Here is a 14044-nt window from a genome sequence, read left to right on the forward strand (position 1 = left end):
TCCCGGCTTAGGGTGTGGCCATGCTGCACCTGCGGATCATCAGCCCGTCCGACCGGACGGACGCGGTCGTGGCGGTCGTCGAGAAGACGGTCGGGACCACGCACCTGGTCGTGCTGCGGGGAGCCGCGCGCGACCCGGAGGGGGACCTCGTCCTGTGCGACGTGGCCCGCGAGGCCGGGGACGAGCTGATCCAGGAGCTCCGCGAGCTGGAGATCGACCGGCTCGGTGCCATCGCCGTCGAGAACATCGACCTGTCCCTGTCGCAGCGGGCCGACGAGGCCGAGGAGGAGGCCCCGGGCGAGGCGGCCGACGCGGTGCTGTGGGAGCAGCTGACCGAGGCCACCCACGAGGAGTCCACGCTCACCATCACCTACTGCGCGTTCATGATCCTCGCGACCATGATCGCGGCCTGTGGCGTGGTGCTCGACAACGCGATCCTGATCGTGGGCGCCATGGCGGTCGGCCCGGAGTTCGGCCCCCTGGCCGGGGTCTGCGTCGGCGTGGTCCAGCGCGGGCCGCGACTCGCCCTGCGGTCCCTGGGCGCGCTCCTCATCGGCTTCGCGGCGGCCATCGCGGCCACCACCCTGTTCACCCTGGGCATGGACGCGATCGGGCAGTTCGAGCCGGGGATGCTGGACCGGCCGCGCCCGAACACCGGCTTCATCTGGCAGCCGGACCCGTTCTCCTTCGTGGTCTCGCTGCTGGCGGGCGTGGCCGGGGTGCTGTCGCTGACCTCCGCGAAGTCGGGGGCGCTGGTCGGCGTGGCGATCTCGGTGACCACCGTCCCGGCCGCCGCGAACGCCGCCGTCGCGCTCGGCTACGGCGAGTTCGCCCAGATGTGGGGCTCGGCGGAGCAGCTGCTGCTGAACCTGGGCGGCATCATGCTGGCCGGGATCCTGACCCTGTACGGGCAGAAAGCACTGTGGCGGACCCAGCGGGGGCGCTGGGTCCGCCAGGCCAAGGGCTCCGCCACCGGCCTCTGAACGACAGGGGGCCTAGCCCAGCGCCGACTTCACGACGTCCGCGAGCCGGCCGGCGACCGAGCGGGCCTGCTCGATGTCGGCGGCTTCCACCATCACCCGTACGAGCGGCTCCGTACCGGACGGACGGAGCAGCACCCGTCCGGTGGCGCCCAGCTCGCGCTCGGCGTCGGCCACCGCCGCGGCCAGCTCGCCGGAGGTCGCGACGCGGGACTTGTCCACGTCGGGAACGTTGACCAGCACCTGCGGCAGGCGCTGCATGACGCCGGCCAGCTCGGCAAGCGACGTGCCGGTGGCCGCGACCCGCGCCGCCAGCAGCAGCCCGGTCAGCGTGCCGTCGCCGGTCGTCGCGTGGTCGAGGATGATCACGTGGCCGGACTGCTCGCCGCCCAGGGCGTAGCCGTGCTCCTTCATCGACTCCAGGACGTACCGGTCGCCGACACCGGTCTGCACGACCTGGATGCCCTCGGCCTCCATGGCCAGCTTGAAGCCCAGGTTGGACATCACGGTGCCGACCACGGTGTTGCCGCGCAGCTGCCCGGCCTCGCGCATGGCCAGCGCCAGCACGGCGAGGATCTGGTCGCCGTCGACCTCCGCGCCGGTGCCGTCCACGGCCAGGCAGCGGTCGGCGTCACCGTCGTGCGCGATGCCGAAGTCGGCGCCGTGCTCGACGACTGCGGCCTTGAGCAGGCCGAGGTGGGTGGATCCGCAGCCGTCGTTGATGTTCAGGCCGTCGGGCTCGGCGCCGATCGTGACGATCTCCGCGCCGGCCCGGGCGAAGGCCTCGGGCGACACGTACGCGGCCGCGCCGTGCGCCTCGTCCAAGACGATCTTCAGGCCGTCGAGGCGGTTGGGGAGCACCCCGATGAGGTGGGCGGTGTACTTCTCGAAGCCCTCGGTGTAGTCCGAGATCCGGCCGACGCCGGAGCCGGTGGGCCGGTCCCAGGGGGCGCCGGTGCGGTGCTCCTCGTAGACGGACTCGATGCGGTCCTCCAGCTCGTCGGCGAGCTTGTGGCCGCCCCGGGCGAAGAACTTGATGCCGTTGTCCGGCATCGCGTTGTGGCTGGCGGAGAGCATCACGCCGAGGTCGGCACCCAGCGCACCGGTGAGATACGCCACCGCCGGGGTGGGCAGCACACCGACGCGCAGGACGTCCACGCCCGCGCTCGCGAGGCCGGCCACGACGGCCGCCTCGAGGAATTCGCCCGAGGCCCGGGGGTCGCGCCCGACCACTGCGGTCGGCCGGTGGCCCGCGAAGGTACCCGCCTCACCCAGTACGTGGGCAGCCGCCACGGAGAGGCCGAGCGCGAGCTCCGCCGTCAGATCCGCGTTGGCAACGCCGCGTACACCGTCCGTCCCGAAGAGTCGTCCCACTGTTGTCCTCCCGAGTTTCTGCATCGCTTTGTGACCGCTTGTGACAGGTATTTGCCGCTTGTGGCGGTAAACGAACCGCCCCGGCAGCACGGAGAGTGCTGCCGGGGCGGTTTCGTTGCAGAACAGCAGGCGCAGATTAACGCTTGCTGTACTGCGGAGCCTTACGGGCCTTCTTGAGACCGGCCTTCTTGCGCTCGACCGCACGGTCGTCGCGGGAGAGGAAGCCGGCCTTCTTCAGCGCCGGGCGGTTGTTGTCCACGTCCGCCTCGTTCAGCGCACGGGCCACACCGAGGCGCAGGGCGCCGGCCTGGCCGGAGACGCCGCCACCCGCGATGCGGGCGATGATGTCGTAGCGGTTGTCCAGCTCGAGGAGCTTGAACGGCTCGTTCACTTCCTGCTGGTGCACCTTGTTGGGGAAGTAGTCCTCAAGGGTGCGACCGTTGATCTTCCACTTGCCGGTGCCCGGAACGATCCGGACGCGGGCGATGGCGTTCTTGCGACGGCCCAGGCCGGCGGCCGGCTGGGGGTCGCCGAAGCGACCGGCAAGGGACTCGGAGGTGTAGTCGCCCTCGACTACGGCCTCGGACTCGCTGGTGTACTCCTCGACGTTGCCCTCGAACTCGTCGACGGGGGTCGTCTCGGCGGTGGTCTCGGCCACGATGCTCCTCAGAATTTTCTACGTCTTAGGGGGTGGCCGGAACTACTGCGCGACCTGGGTGATCTCGAACGGCACCGGCTGCTGGGCAGCGTGGGGGTGCTGGTCGCCCGAGTAGACCTTCAGCTTCGAGAGCATCTGACGGCCCAGGGTGTTCTTGGGGAGCATGCCCTTGACGGCCTTCTCGACGGCCTTCTCCGGGTTGTTCGCCAGGAGGTCGTCGTAACGCACCGAACGCAGACCACCCGGGAAGCCGGAGTGGCGGTACGCCATCTTCTGGGACGCCTTGTTGCCGGACAGGTGAACCTTGTCGGCGTTGACGATGATGACGAAGTCGCCCATGTCCATGTGGGGGGCGTAAGTCGGCTTGTGCTTGCCCCGGAGGAGGGCAGCGGCCTGGGTCGCCAGACGGCCGAGGACAACGTCCTGGGCGTCGATAACGAGCCACTGGCGCGAGATGTCGCCGGGCTTGGGGCTGAACGTACGCACGCGTATGCCTTCGCTTCTTCAGTGGTGGTATCCCCAGGGGCGCAAGCCCCGCGGGAAGGGTCCTGACAGGTCACCACGGACGATCACGACAGCCCTCGTCCACATCGGGGACGCAACCCGTGTGAACCGCTGGTCATCGGCCCGGTGGACCGGCGTAAGGCCCTTTCACGTGAGAATGAGCAAGCCAATACGCATAACAAACCAGCAGGATACCCAAGCAGACCCGTATGGGTCAAAACGCGGTCCGCGATGCCGATTCTGCTGGCGTCGCGGCGCACTCCGGTTCGGTCCTGGGTGGGGACCCCGCAGTTGTTACCGGCACCAGAGTAACCCGGCCGGAGCGCAGTGCACGACGCGCCAGCAGAATCGCGAGCCCGCACAGGGTGGCGCAGTCCTTGAAGGCGCGCCGCTTGTGGGCCAGCTCGGAGGGCCACGGCACCAGCGCCACCTGGGGCGCCAGGGCCAGCCAGAACCAGGGCGAGCGGGGCATCGAGCCCGGCCGCACCGCCGAGGCCAGCAGCAGCGGCAGGACCACCAGCAGGTAGTGGTCGAAAGACGGCCGGGAGACCAGGAATGCGGCGAGCATCACCATGCAGGCCGTCTCCACGAGCCGCAGCGCTCCGCCGTCCGCCTCCTCCTCCGTACGCCGCCACCGCGTCCAGGCGGCCCACAGTCCGGCCCCGGCTCCGGCGAAGGCCACCAGCACCGCCAGCGGCTCCGGCACCCCCAGCCGCGGCAGCACGGCGATCGGCGAGGCGTCCCACGGCAGCGCGTAGGCGTCCTGCCCCTGGAGCAGGAACGGCAGGGTCTTGGTGAAGAACAGCGACGGGCTCGGCATCAGCAGCGCACCCGCCAGCGACAGCCCGAGCGGCACCAGCACGGCCGCGGCCAGCCCCCGCCACCGCCGGGCCAGCACGAACAGCAGCCCGACCGGCACCAGCATCGGCTTGCAGGCGATCGCCAGCCCCACCACCAGCCCGGCCGCCCCCCAGTGCCGCCGGTGCGCGAGCAGCAGCGCCACCGGCAGCGCGGCCGCCGAGATCGCCGTCCAGTTGCCGATCAGCACGAGGTTCACGTACGGCTTGTAGGCCAGGGCCAGCACCGGGAACCCGACGACCGCGAAGCGCGAGCGCAGCGGCACCGAGAACATCCGCAGCGCGGCCAGCCAGCCGATGCCCAGCAGTCCGGACATCGCCACCGGCAGGCTCCACCGCAGCACGTTCGTCGGCAGCAGCGCCTCCGGAACGGCCATGAGGACCGCGCTCGGCAGGTACAGGAAGCGCTTGTCCTCGTACGGGGACCCGCCGGCCAGCAGCGTCTGTGCGGCCTTGACCACGAAGGCGTTGTCGGAGCCCCAGTTCTCCCGCAGGCTCGTGGAGACGCAGACCCCCAGGACCACCGCGAGGGAGAGGAGCTGCCAGGGCCGGGACGCGGGCCGCAGCAGCCAGTCCACCAGCCGGTTCCCGGAGCTGTGGTTCTCCCACTTCATGAGCCAGATGCTAGGCCGCAGGCCCACAACGCCTCCCCCTCACTCCGACCGAGGGGGCGGTCTCCCCCTAGCGCTTGCGTTCGACTCTACGTTCGTCCCAGACGGGCTCCTGAGTCTCCCGCACCACACCGTCCGAACCGAATACCAGGTACCGGTCGAATGTGCGGGCGAACCAGCGGTCGTGCGTGACGCACAGCACAGTGCCGTCGTACGACTCCAGGCCGTCCTGCAGGGCCTCCGCGGACTCCAGGTCCAGGTTGTCCGTCGGCTCGTCCAGGAGCAGCGCCGTGGTCCCGGCCAGCTCCAGCAGCAGGATCTGGAAGCGGGCCTGCTGGCCGCCCGAGAGCTTCTCGAAGGGCTGCTCGCCCTGGCGCTCCAGCTCGTAGCGGCGCAGCGCCCCCATCGCCTGGCCCAGGGGCTTGGCCGCCTCCGTCCACAGGATGTCGACGAGGGTGCGGCCGAACAGCTCCGGGTGCGCGTGCGTCTGCGCGAAATGGCCGGGAACCACCCGTGCGCCCAGCTTCCAGGCGCCCGTGTGCTTGACGTCCTCGCCCGCCAGCAGGCGCAGGAAGTGCGACTTGCCCGAACCGTTCGAGCCGAGGACCGCGACCCGCTCCCCGTAGAAGACCTCCAGGGAGAACGGCTTCATCAGCCCCGTGAGCTCCAGGTTCTCCACGGTCAGCGCGCGCACGCCGGTCCGCCCGCCCTTGAGGCGCATCTTGATGTCCTGCTCGCGCGGCGGCTCCGGCGGCGGGCCGGCCTCCTCGAACTTCTGGAAGCGGGTCTGCATCGCCCGGTAGCGCGAGGCCATGTCGGGGCTGGACGCCGCCTGGTTGCGCAGCCGCAGCACCAGGGCCCTGAGCCGGGCGTGCTCCTCGTCCCAGCGCCGCTTGAGCTCCTCGAAGCGCGCGAAGCGCTCCTTGCGGGCCTCGTGGTACGTCGCGAAGCCGGAGCCGTGCACCCACACGTCGCTGCCCGTCGGGCTCGCCTCCAGGCTGATGATCTTCTCTGCTGCCTGGGTGAGCAGTTCCCGGTCGTGGCTGACGAAGAGCACCGTCTTGCGGGTGGCCTTCAGCTGCTCCTCCAGCCAGCGCTTGCCCGGGACGTCGAGGTAGTTGTCCGGCTCGTCGAGCAGCAGCACCTCGTCGGGCCCGCGCAGCAGCGCCTCCAGCACCAGCCGCTTCTGCTCACCGCCCGACAGCGTGCGCACCTCGCGGAACTGCGCCGAGTCGTACGGGATGGCCAGCGCGGCCATGGTGCAGACGTCCCACAGGGTCTCCGCCTCGTAGCCCTGCACGTCGGCCCAGTCGCTGAGCGCCTGCGCGTACGCCATCTGGGCGGCCTCGTCGTCGACCGTGAGGATCAGCTGCTCCGCGCGGTCCACGGCCTTCGCGGCCTCCCGGATCCGCGGCTGGGACACCGAGACCAGCAGGTCCCGCACGGTCGTCTCGTCCCGCACCGAGCCCACGAACTGCGACATCACGCCGAGCCCGCCGCTGATGGTGACCCCGCCGCCGTGCGGCTGGAGCTCCCCGGAGATCAGCTTGAGCAGGGTGGTCTTGCCCGCCCCGTTGGCCCCCACCAGGGCCGTCACCGACCCCTCCCCCACCCGGAAGGAGACGTCGGGGAGCAGGACCCGCCCGTCGGGAAGGTAGTACTCCAGGTGGCTGGCTTCGAGATGTCCCATGCCGCGCATTGTCCCGGTCCGGCCGTGATCCGCCCAAACGGATTAGCAGCAGCCGGCGCCCGGGAGGGTCCGCACGTTCCGGGCTTCCCTGCTGCGGGCCGCCAGCAGCTCGTCGGCCGGGTAGCCGACCTCCTCCAGGGTCAGCCCGTGCGGCTTGACCACGTGCACCGACGAGTCCCGTACGGCCGCCGCGAGCACCTTGCCGGGCCAGTCGGTGGGCCGGTGCCCGTCGCCGACGTGCAGCAGGGCGCCGACCAGCGAGCGGACCATGTTGTGGCAGAAGGCGTCGGCCCGCACGGTCGCGGTGACGATCCCGTCCTCGCCGCGCTCCCAGCCGAGCTGCTGGAGCGTGCGGATGGTCGTGGCGCCCTCGCGCTTCTTGCAGTAGGCGGCGAAGTCGTGCTCGCCGAGCAGCGGGGCGGAGGCCTCGTTCATGGCGTCGACGTCGAGGGGCCACTGGTGCCACAGCACGTGGCCGCGGCGCAGCGGGTCCACCCCGCCCTGGTGGTCGCCCACCCGGTAGGCGTAGCGGCGCCAGATGGCCGAGAAGCGCGCGTTGAAGCCCGCGGGGGCCTCGGCGACCTTCCACACCCGGACGTCGTGCGGCAGCCGCCCGGCGAGGCGGCGCAGCAGCTTGTCGTGGTGCTCGGCCCACACCTCTTCGGCCAGGTCGAACTGCGCGACCTGGCCGCGGGCGTGCACGCCCGCGTCGGTGCGTCCGGCGACGGTCAGCTCGACGGGCTCGCGCAGCCTCATCACGGTCTGCAGCGCGCTCTCCAGCTCGCCCTGCACGGTCCGCAGCACGCGCTGCTTCGCCCAGCCGGAAAAGTCCTTGCCGTCGTACGACAGGTCCAGCCGCACCCGGACGTGCCCGGGCTCCACCTCGTCACTCACGTGACCGATCCTCTCAGAAGCTCAAGAAGCTCAAGAAGCGTCAGGAAAGACAGAACGGGCCCGCCCCGGAAGGGGGCGGGCCCGTTCAGAGCCATTCAGCGTGATCCCGGAAGGGATCAGGCCTCCTTGGTCTCCTCGGCGGCGGGAGCCTCGGTGGCCTCCGCCTCCTTCACCGCGCGCTTGGTGGCGGCCTCGGCCTCACCAGTGGCCTGCTGGGCGACCGTCAGGGCCTCGACCAGCTCGATGACCGCCATCGGGGCGTTGTCGCCACGACGGTTGCCGATCTTGGTGATGCGCGTGTAACCACCGGGGCGGTTCTCGTAGCGCGGGGCGATCTCGGTGAACAGCGTGTGCACGATGCTCTTGTCCGTGATCGTCTGCAGCACCAGGCGACGGTTGTGGATGTCGCCCTTCTTGGCCTTGGTGACCAGACGCTCGGCGTAGGGACGCAGGCGACGGGCCTTGGCCTCGGTGGTGGTGATGCGGCCGTGCTCGAAGAGCGCCTTCGCGAGGTTCGCGAGGAGGTGCTTCTCGTGCGCGGCGGAGCCGCCCAGGCGGGCACCCTTTGCGGGACGCGGCATTGTTACTCCTTCAAATCTGCACCGGCCGTGTCAGGTACCGGAGTCAGTTCCCTCAAGCGGTCGCGAGAGGGGGTGTGGGGGGCGCGAGCCCCCCACAAGCTTTCTCAGTACTGCTCGGTCTCGACGAAACCGGCGTCCGCGTCGTCGTCGGCGCCGAAGGCGTCGGCGGCGGCGGTCGGGTCGAATCCGGGCGGGCTGTCCTTGAGCGCCAGGCCCATGCCGGCCAGCTTCGCCTTGACCTCGTCGATCGACTTCGCACCGAAGTTGCGGATGTCGAGCAGGTCGGCCTCGGAGCGGGCGACGAGCTCACCCACGGAGTGGATGCCCTCGCGCTTGAGGCAGTTGTACGAGCGGACCGTGAGCTCGAGCTCCTCGATCGGCAGCGCCAGGTCGGCGGCCAGGGCGGCGTCCGTCGGGGACGGGCCCATGTCGATGCCCTCGGCGTCGATGTTGAGCTCGCGGGCCAGACCGAACAGCTCGACCAGGGTCTTGCCGGCGGACGCCATGGCGTCGCGCGGGCGCATGGCCTGCTTGGTCTCGACGTCGACGATCAGCTTGTCGAAGTCGGTGCGCTGCTCGACTCGGGTCGCCTCGACCTTGTAGGTGACCTTGAGGACCGGGCTGTAGATGGAGTCGATCGGGATACGGCCGATCTCCTGGCCCAGCTGCTTGTTCTGGACGGCGGAGACATAGCCGCGACCGCGCTCGACGGTCAGCTCCATCTCCAGCTTGCCCTTGCCGTTGAGCGTGGCGAGGACCAGGTCCGGGTTGTGCACCTCGACACCGGCCGGGGGCGCGATGTCGGCAGCGGTGACCAGGCCGGGACCCTGCTTGCGCAGGTACATCACGACCGGCTCGTCGTGCTCCGAGGAGACGACCAGCTGCTTGATGTTGAGGATGATGTCGGTGACGTCTTCCTTGACGCCCGGCACGGTGGTGAACTCGTGCAGGACGCCGTCCACGCGGATGCTGGTGACAGCGGCACCCGGGATCGAGGACAGGAGCGTACGGCGCAGGGAGTTGCCGAGGGTGTAGCCGAAGCCCGGCTCCAGCGGCTCGATCACGAACCGCGAGCGGTACTCGTCGACGACCTCTTCGGTCAGCGAAGGACGCTGAGCGATAAGCATGTCTGTGTTCCTTCATTCGTGGACGCCCACTATTTGACGCCCGACGGGACGCCGTACCGGAGTACGGCTACTGCAAGGGTACGGGCGGCACGGCCCCCGAAGGGGACGTACCGCCCGGACACTCAAGAACGCACAGGTGCGTCCGCTGCGTCAGACGCGGCGGCGCTTCGGCGGGCGGCAGCCGTTGTGCGGGGTGGGGGTGACGTCCTGGATCGAGCCGACCTCGAGGCCGGTGGCCTGGAGGGAGCGGATCGCGGTCTCACGGCCGGAGCCGGGACCCTTGACGAAGACGTCGACCTTGCGCATGCCGTGCTCCTGCGCGCGGCGGGCGGCCGACTCGGCGGCCATCTGCGCGGCGAAGGGGGTGGACTTGCGCGAGCCCTTGAAGCCGACGTGGCCGGCGGAGGCCCAGGAGATCACGTTGCCCGAGGGGTCCGTGATCGAGACGATCGTGTTGTTGAACGTGCTCTTGATGTGGGCGTGCCCGTGAGCGACGTTCTTCTTTTCCTTGCGGCGCACCTTCTTGGCAGCGCCCTGACGACCCTTGGGGGGCATCTAAATCTCCTACGGGAGGTGGTCGGTCCTACAGCGCAAGACCGCTGAACAGGACTACTTCTTGCCCGGCTTCTTCTTACCGGCGATCGCGCGACGCGGGCCCTTGCGGGTACGCGCGTTCGTGCTGGTGCGCTGACCGTGCACCGGCAGGCCACGACGGTGGCGGATGCCCTGGTAGCACTGGATCTCGATCTTGCGGCGAATGTCGCCCTGGATCTCGCGGCGGAGGTCACCCTCGGTACGGAGGTTGGCGTCCACGTACTCGCGGATCTTGACGAGGTCCTCTTCGGCCAGGTCACGAACGCGGGTGTTCGGGTTCACGCCGGTGGAGGCGAGGATCTCCTTGGACCGGGTGCGCCCGATACCGAAGACGTAGGTGAGTGCGATCTCCACACGCTTTTCGCGCGGGATGTCAACACCGGAAACGCGTGCCACAAATGGCTCCTGTGTGTTCGGGGGTCTTCCGCAGAACCACTCCCGACCGCCGACCACCCGAAGTGGGTGATGGTACGTCCGGGTCCCCGGCCCCCGCCGGAGGTACCGCCGGCCCCTCTCAGGGCTGGGCGGGTTCTGCGTATGTACGTTTTCTTACGTCGCGCGAAGAACTGCGGAAGGCAGGTCGGTCGGCGTGCGTCAGCCCTGGCGCTGCTTGTGGCGCAGGTTGTCGCAGATGACCATGACCCGACCGTGACGGCGGATCACCTTGCACTTGTCGCAGATCTTCTTGACGCTCGGCTTGACCTTCATGTTGGTGAGGTTCTCCGGGTCAGTGCCACCACCCGCACCGGGACGGATGCCCAGGCAGGAGTGAGGACAAGATCTACTTGTATCGGTAGACGATCCGGCCACGCGTGAGGTCGTACGGAGACAGCTCCACGACGACCCGGTCATCCGGGAGGATGCGGATGTAGTGCATGCGCATCTTGCCGCTGATGTGCGCGAGGACCTTGTGACCGTTCTGCAGTTCCACCTTGAACATCGCGTTCGGGAGGGACTCGATCACGGTGCCCTCGATTTCGATGGCACCTTGCTTCTTGGCCACGCTTCGCCCTTCGAATCGGCTACCTTGATCAGCTCCGTGCGCCATGCAGGCATGGAAGTGCACGAGAGCCGACGAGTCAGTCTACGTCAGGGCTCCCAGAAAGACGAATCCGGAAAGTTTGCCCCAGAGTGTAGATCATTAACCGAGGGGGTCCGGGGCCGTGGTGACCCCGTACTCCGCCAGTTTGGCCTTGCCGCAGTCCGGGCTGGTCAGCACGATGGGGCCGGCCTCGGTCAGCGCGATGGAGTGCTCCCAGTGGGAGGACCACGTGCCGTCCGTGGTGATGACCGTCCAGTCGTCCGCCAGGACCTCGGTCTGGGCAGTGCCCAGGGAGACCATCGGCTCGATGGCCAGGCAGACGCCCGGTACGAGCTTGATCCCCTTGCCCCGCTTGCGCGAGACGTAGTTCAGCAGGTGGGGGTCCATGTGCATCTCGGACCCGATGCCGTGCCCGCCGTAGTCCTCGATGATCCCGAACTTGCCGAGGCTGTGCTCACCGGTGGACGGCCGCGGCTGGCGCTTGATGTAGGTCTCGATCGCCTTCGAGATGTCCACGAGCCGGTTGCCGAGCTTCATGGCGGCGATACCGGCCCACATGGACTCCTCGGTCACCCGGGAGAGCTCCACGAGCTCAGGGGCGTGCCCAGTGCCCACGAAGGCGGTGTAGGCCGCGTCGCCGTGCCAGCCGTCGACGATCGCGCCGGCGTCGATCGAGATGATGTCGCCGTCCTTGAGGACGGTCTTGTCGTCCGGGATGCCGTGGACGACGACCTCGTTCACCGAGGTGCAGATGGTCGCCGGGAAGCCTCCGTAGCCGAGGAAGTTCGACTTCGCACCGGCGTCCGCGATCACCTTGCGGGCCACCATGTCCAGATCCCGCGTCGTGGCGCCCGGAACGGCCGCCTCACGGGTCGCAGCGTGGATCGCGGCGACGACCAGCCCTGCCTCGCGCATCTTCGCGATCTGCTCGGGGGTCTTGATCTGGACCATGAAAAAAGCCTTCCAGCCTCGGTACGGGTCTTCTCAACAGTACGGCCGCGATGCCCTGGGGACACCGCGGCCGTACCTGCACACAAAGGGTGACTACTTGTTCAGCGCATCCATCGCGCGCTTCGTCACGTCCGCGACCTCACCGAGGGCCGGGATGGTCACGAGCAGGCCCTGGCCCTTGTAGTAGTCGATGATCGGCTCGGTCTGCGTGTGGTAGACCTCCAGCCGGTTGCGGACCGTGGCCTCGGAGTCGTCCCCGCGCTGGTACAGCTCGCCGCCGCACTTGTCGCAGACGCCCTCGGCCTTCGGCCGGGCGTACGCCACGTGGAACACGTGCGAGGAGTCGTTGCGGCAGATCCGGCGGCCGGCGATGCGCTTGACCACCTCGTCCTCCTCGACCTCCAGGTCGAGGACGGCGTCGAGCTTCATGCCCGCCGTCTTGAGCATCTCGTCGAGGGCCTCGGCCTGCGACACGTTGCGCGGGAAGCCGTCGAGCAGGAAGCCGTTCGCGGCGTCCGGCTGCTCCATGCGGTCCTTGGCCATGGCGATGGTGACCTCGTCGGGCACCAGGTCGCCGGCGTCCATGAACGCCTTCGCCTGCTTGCCCAGCGCGGTGCCCTGGCTGATGTTTGCCCGGAACAGGTCGCCCGTGGAGATGTGCGGGATCGACAGGTTCTTGGCAAGGAACGCGGCCTGCGTTCCCTTGCCCGCACCGGGCGGTCCGACGAGGACGATTCGCATCAGCGGAGGAACCCTTCGTAATTACGCTGCTGGAGCTGGCTCTCGATCTGCTTCACGGTTTCCAGACCCACACCCACGATGATCAGGATGCTCGTCCCGCCGAACGGGAAGTTCTGGTTCGCTCCGAAGCCGGCCAACGCCATCGTCGGCACAAGAGCGATGAGACCCAGGTACAGCGACCCCGGCCAAGTGATCCGGTTGAGCACGTAGCTCAGGTACTCGGCGGTAGGTCGACCGGCACGAATACCCGGGATGAACCCACCATACTTCTTCATGTTGTCTGCAACTTCCTCGGGGTTGAACGAGATCGCCACGTAGAAGAACGCGAAGAAGACGATCAGGAGGAAGTAGACGGCGATGTAGTACGGGTGGTCGCCCTTGACGAAGTGCTTCTGGATCCACGTCGCCCAGCCGGCGGTGGAACCGCTGAACTGCACGACCAGTGCAGGGATGTACAGCAGCGACGAGGCGAAGATGACGGGGATGATGCCCGCCTGGTTCACCTTGAGCGGGATGTACGTCGAGGTGCCGCCGTACGCGCGTCGGCCGATCATGCGCTTCGCGTACTGGACCGGGATCCGGCGCTGCGCCTGCTCGACGAAGACCACCAGACCGACCATCGCGAGGCCGACGAGCATCACGACGCCGAACTCGACCCAGCCGTCGGCGATCTTGCCCTGGAGCTTGATCTGCCAGAGGGCGCCGATGAAGCCGGCGGCGATCGAGATGAACATCAGGATCGACATGCCGTTGCCGATGCCGCGGTCGGTGATGAGCTCGCCGAGCCACATGACGACACAGGTACCGGCGGTCATGGTGATCACCATGACGACGGTGGTGAAGATCGAACGGTTGGGGACGATCTGACTGGCGACCTGGCAGCCCTGGAAGAGGGCACCGGTGCGGGCGGTGGCGACGAGGCCCGTGCCCTGCAGGATCGCGAGCGCGACCGTCAGATAGCGCGTGTACTGAGTGATCTTCGCCGTGCCGGACTGGCCCTCTTTCTTGAGGGTCTCCAGCTTCGGGATGACCACGGTCAGCAGCTGCAGGATGATGCTCGCCGTGATGTACGGCATGATGCCGAGCGCGAAGATCGTGATCTGCAGCAGCGCACCGCCGCTGAACATGTTGACGAGACCGAACAGCCCGTTGCTGCTGCCTGCCTGGTCGACACAGATCTGGACGTTCTTGTAGCTCACGCCGGGTACCGGGATGTGGGACCCGAGCCGGAACAGCACGATGATGCCGAGCGTGAAGAGCAGCTTCTTGCGCAGGTCGGGCGTCTTGAACGCCCGGGCGAACGCGGTGAGCACGGTGCCTCCTGCGACCCCCGCGCTACTGCGTCAGAGGTGACGGTCTGAGGGATCGACGAATACGACAAAGCAAAGGTGCACGCCACCTTACCGGCGAGTGCGCCTCCCGTGGAACGACCAACCGGGG

Annotated in this window: 16 protein-coding genes; 1 reads left to right on the forward strand and 15 read right to left on the reverse strand. The window is 68.6% G+C overall.

Translation table 11 applies throughout. The features are described 5' to 3' along the window. The first annotated feature begins 20 nt into the window (after positions 1 to 20). Entirely contained in the window at positions 21 to 983 is a 963-nt protein-coding gene (locus AB0D66_RS13495; protein WP_362301398.1) for a DUF389 domain-containing protein, read from the forward strand. Positions 984 to 995: 12 nt separating this feature from the next. Here AB0D66_RS13495 and glmM read toward each other — a convergent pair whose 3' ends face one another. The 15 genes from glmM to secY form a co-directional block, all read right to left on the reverse strand. Then, positions 996 to 2354: a phosphoglucosamine mutase gene (gene glmM, locus AB0D66_RS13500; RefSeq protein WP_362301401.1), complete on the reverse strand. Its 1359-nt coding sequence runs from the start codon at positions 2352 to 2354 to the stop codon at positions 996 to 998. 136 nt (positions 2355 to 2490) lie between these two features. Beyond that, positions 2491 to 3012: a 30S ribosomal protein S9 gene (gene rpsI, locus AB0D66_RS13505; RefSeq protein ID WP_361753958.1), complete on the reverse strand. Its 522-nt coding sequence runs from the start codon at positions 3010 to 3012 to the stop codon at positions 2491 to 2493. Positions 3013 to 3054: 42 nt separating this feature from the next. Continuing rightward, complete coding sequence (gene rplM, locus AB0D66_RS13510) at positions 3055 to 3498, reverse strand: 50S ribosomal protein L13 (RefSeq protein WP_136213237.1); 444 nt, start codon at positions 3496 to 3498, stop codon at positions 3055 to 3057. 232 nt (positions 3499 to 3730) lie between these two features. Continuing rightward, positions 3731 to 4987 (reverse strand): glycosyltransferase family 87 protein, encoded by a 1257-nt coding sequence (locus AB0D66_RS13515; RefSeq protein WP_362301406.1) that lies wholly within the window; start codon positions 4985 to 4987, stop codon positions 3731 to 3733. A 67-nt stretch (positions 4988 to 5054) separates the two neighbouring features. Beyond that, positions 5055 to 6683: an ATP-binding cassette domain-containing protein gene (locus tag AB0D66_RS13520; RefSeq protein ID WP_362301408.1), complete on the reverse strand. Its 1629-nt coding sequence runs from the start codon at positions 6681 to 6683 to the stop codon at positions 5055 to 5057. A gap of 33 nt (positions 6684 to 6716) precedes the next feature. After that, a complete protein-coding gene (truA, locus tag AB0D66_RS13525) occupies positions 6717 to 7568 on the reverse strand; it encodes a tRNA pseudouridine(38-40) synthase TruA (protein WP_362301410.1) in 852 nt (283 codons plus the stop codon). A gap of 116 nt (positions 7569 to 7684) precedes the next feature. Continuing rightward, a complete protein-coding gene (gene rplQ, locus AB0D66_RS13530; protein ID WP_069921530.1) occupies positions 7685 to 8149 on the reverse strand; it encodes a 50S ribosomal protein L17 in 465 nt (154 codons plus the stop codon). A gap of 104 nt (positions 8150 to 8253) precedes the next feature. Beyond that, complete coding sequence (locus AB0D66_RS13535) at positions 8254 to 9276, reverse strand: DNA-directed RNA polymerase subunit alpha (protein WP_008739666.1); 1023 nt, start codon at positions 9274 to 9276, stop codon at positions 8254 to 8256. Positions 9277 to 9426: 150 nt separating this feature from the next. After that, positions 9427 to 9831: a 30S ribosomal protein S11 gene (rpsK, locus tag AB0D66_RS13540; RefSeq protein WP_003956432.1), complete on the reverse strand. Its 405-nt coding sequence runs from the start codon at positions 9829 to 9831 to the stop codon at positions 9427 to 9429. Between the two features lie 54 nt (positions 9832 to 9885). Continuing rightward, on the reverse strand, positions 9886 to 10266 hold the full coding sequence (rpsM, locus tag AB0D66_RS13545; protein WP_007265919.1) for a 30S ribosomal protein S13: 381 nt from the start codon (positions 10264 to 10266) through the stop codon (positions 9886 to 9888). Positions 10267 to 10464: 198 nt separating this feature from the next. Then, the gene (gene rpmJ / locus AB0D66_RS13550; protein ID WP_003956441.1) at positions 10465 to 10578 is read right to left on the reverse strand and encodes a 50S ribosomal protein L36; all 114 of its coding nucleotides are present in this window, start codon (positions 10576 to 10578) and stop codon (positions 10465 to 10467) included. A 73-nt stretch (positions 10579 to 10651) separates the two neighbouring features. Beyond that, positions 10652 to 10873, reverse strand: a complete 222-nt coding sequence (gene infA, locus AB0D66_RS13555) for a translation initiation factor IF-1 (protein ID WP_003956442.1) — start codon at positions 10871 to 10873, stop codon at positions 10652 to 10654. Positions 10874 to 11011: 138 nt separating this feature from the next. Beyond that, positions 11012 to 11863 carry a type I methionyl aminopeptidase gene (map, locus tag AB0D66_RS13560; RefSeq protein WP_069921528.1) on the reverse strand — a complete coding sequence of 284 codons (852 nt, stop codon included), beginning with the start codon at positions 11861 to 11863 and terminating at the stop codon, positions 11012 to 11014. Positions 11864 to 11956: 93 nt separating this feature from the next. Further along, positions 11957 to 12604 carry an adenylate kinase gene (locus AB0D66_RS13565; protein WP_362301417.1) on the reverse strand — a complete coding sequence of 216 codons (648 nt, stop codon included), beginning with the start codon at positions 12602 to 12604 and terminating at the stop codon, positions 11957 to 11959. Further along, complete coding sequence (gene secY / locus AB0D66_RS13570) at positions 12604 to 13917, reverse strand: preprotein translocase subunit SecY (RefSeq protein WP_362301420.1); 1314 nt, start codon at positions 13915 to 13917, stop codon at positions 12604 to 12606. Before secY ends, AB0D66_RS13565 begins: the two co-directional genes overlap by 1 nt. Between the last annotated feature and the right edge of the window lie 127 nt (positions 13918 to 14044).

Source organism: Streptomyces sp. NPDC048270 (genome assembly GCF_040652335.1).
In the GTDB taxonomy this organism is placed as follows: Bacteria; Actinomycetota; Actinomycetes; order Streptomycetales; family Streptomycetaceae; genus Streptomyces.

What these genes read in the sequence shown, in the direction of transcription:
- AB0D66_RS13495 (WP_362301398.1), top strand. Translation starts at nt 21, where the DNA reads ATGCTGCACCTGCGGATCATCAGCCCGTCCGACCGGACGGACGCGGTC.
- AB0D66_RS13515 (WP_362301406.1), bottom strand. Translation starts at nt 4,987, where the DNA reads ATGAAGTGGGAGAACCACAGCTCCGGGAACCGGCTGGTGGACTGGCTG.
- AB0D66_RS13520 (WP_362301408.1), bottom strand. Translation starts at nt 6,683, where the DNA reads ATGCGCGGCATGGGACATCTCGAAGCCAGCCACCTGGAGTACTACCTT.
- rplQ (WP_069921530.1), bottom strand. Translation starts at nt 8,149, where the DNA reads ATGCCGCGTCCCGCAAAGGGTGCCCGCCTGGGCGGCTCCGCCGCGCAC.
- AB0D66_RS13535 (WP_008739666.1), bottom strand. Translation starts at nt 9,276, where the DNA reads ATGCTTATCGCTCAGCGTCCTTCGCTGACCGAAGAGGTCGTCGACGAG.
- rpsK (WP_003956432.1), bottom strand. Translation starts at nt 9,831, where the DNA reads ATGCCCCCCAAGGGTCGTCAGGGCGCTGCCAAGAAGGTGCGCCGCAAG.
- rpmJ (WP_003956441.1), bottom strand. Translation starts at nt 10,578, where the DNA reads ATGAAGGTCAAGCCGAGCGTCAAGAAGATCTGCGACAAGTGCAAGGTG.
- map (WP_069921528.1), bottom strand. Translation starts at nt 11,863, where the DNA reads ATGGTCCAGATCAAGACCCCCGAGCAGATCGCGAAGATGCGCGAGGCA.
- AB0D66_RS13565 (WP_362301417.1), bottom strand. Translation starts at nt 12,604, where the DNA reads ATGCGAATCGTCCTCGTCGGACCGCCCGGTGCGGGCAAGGGAACGCAG.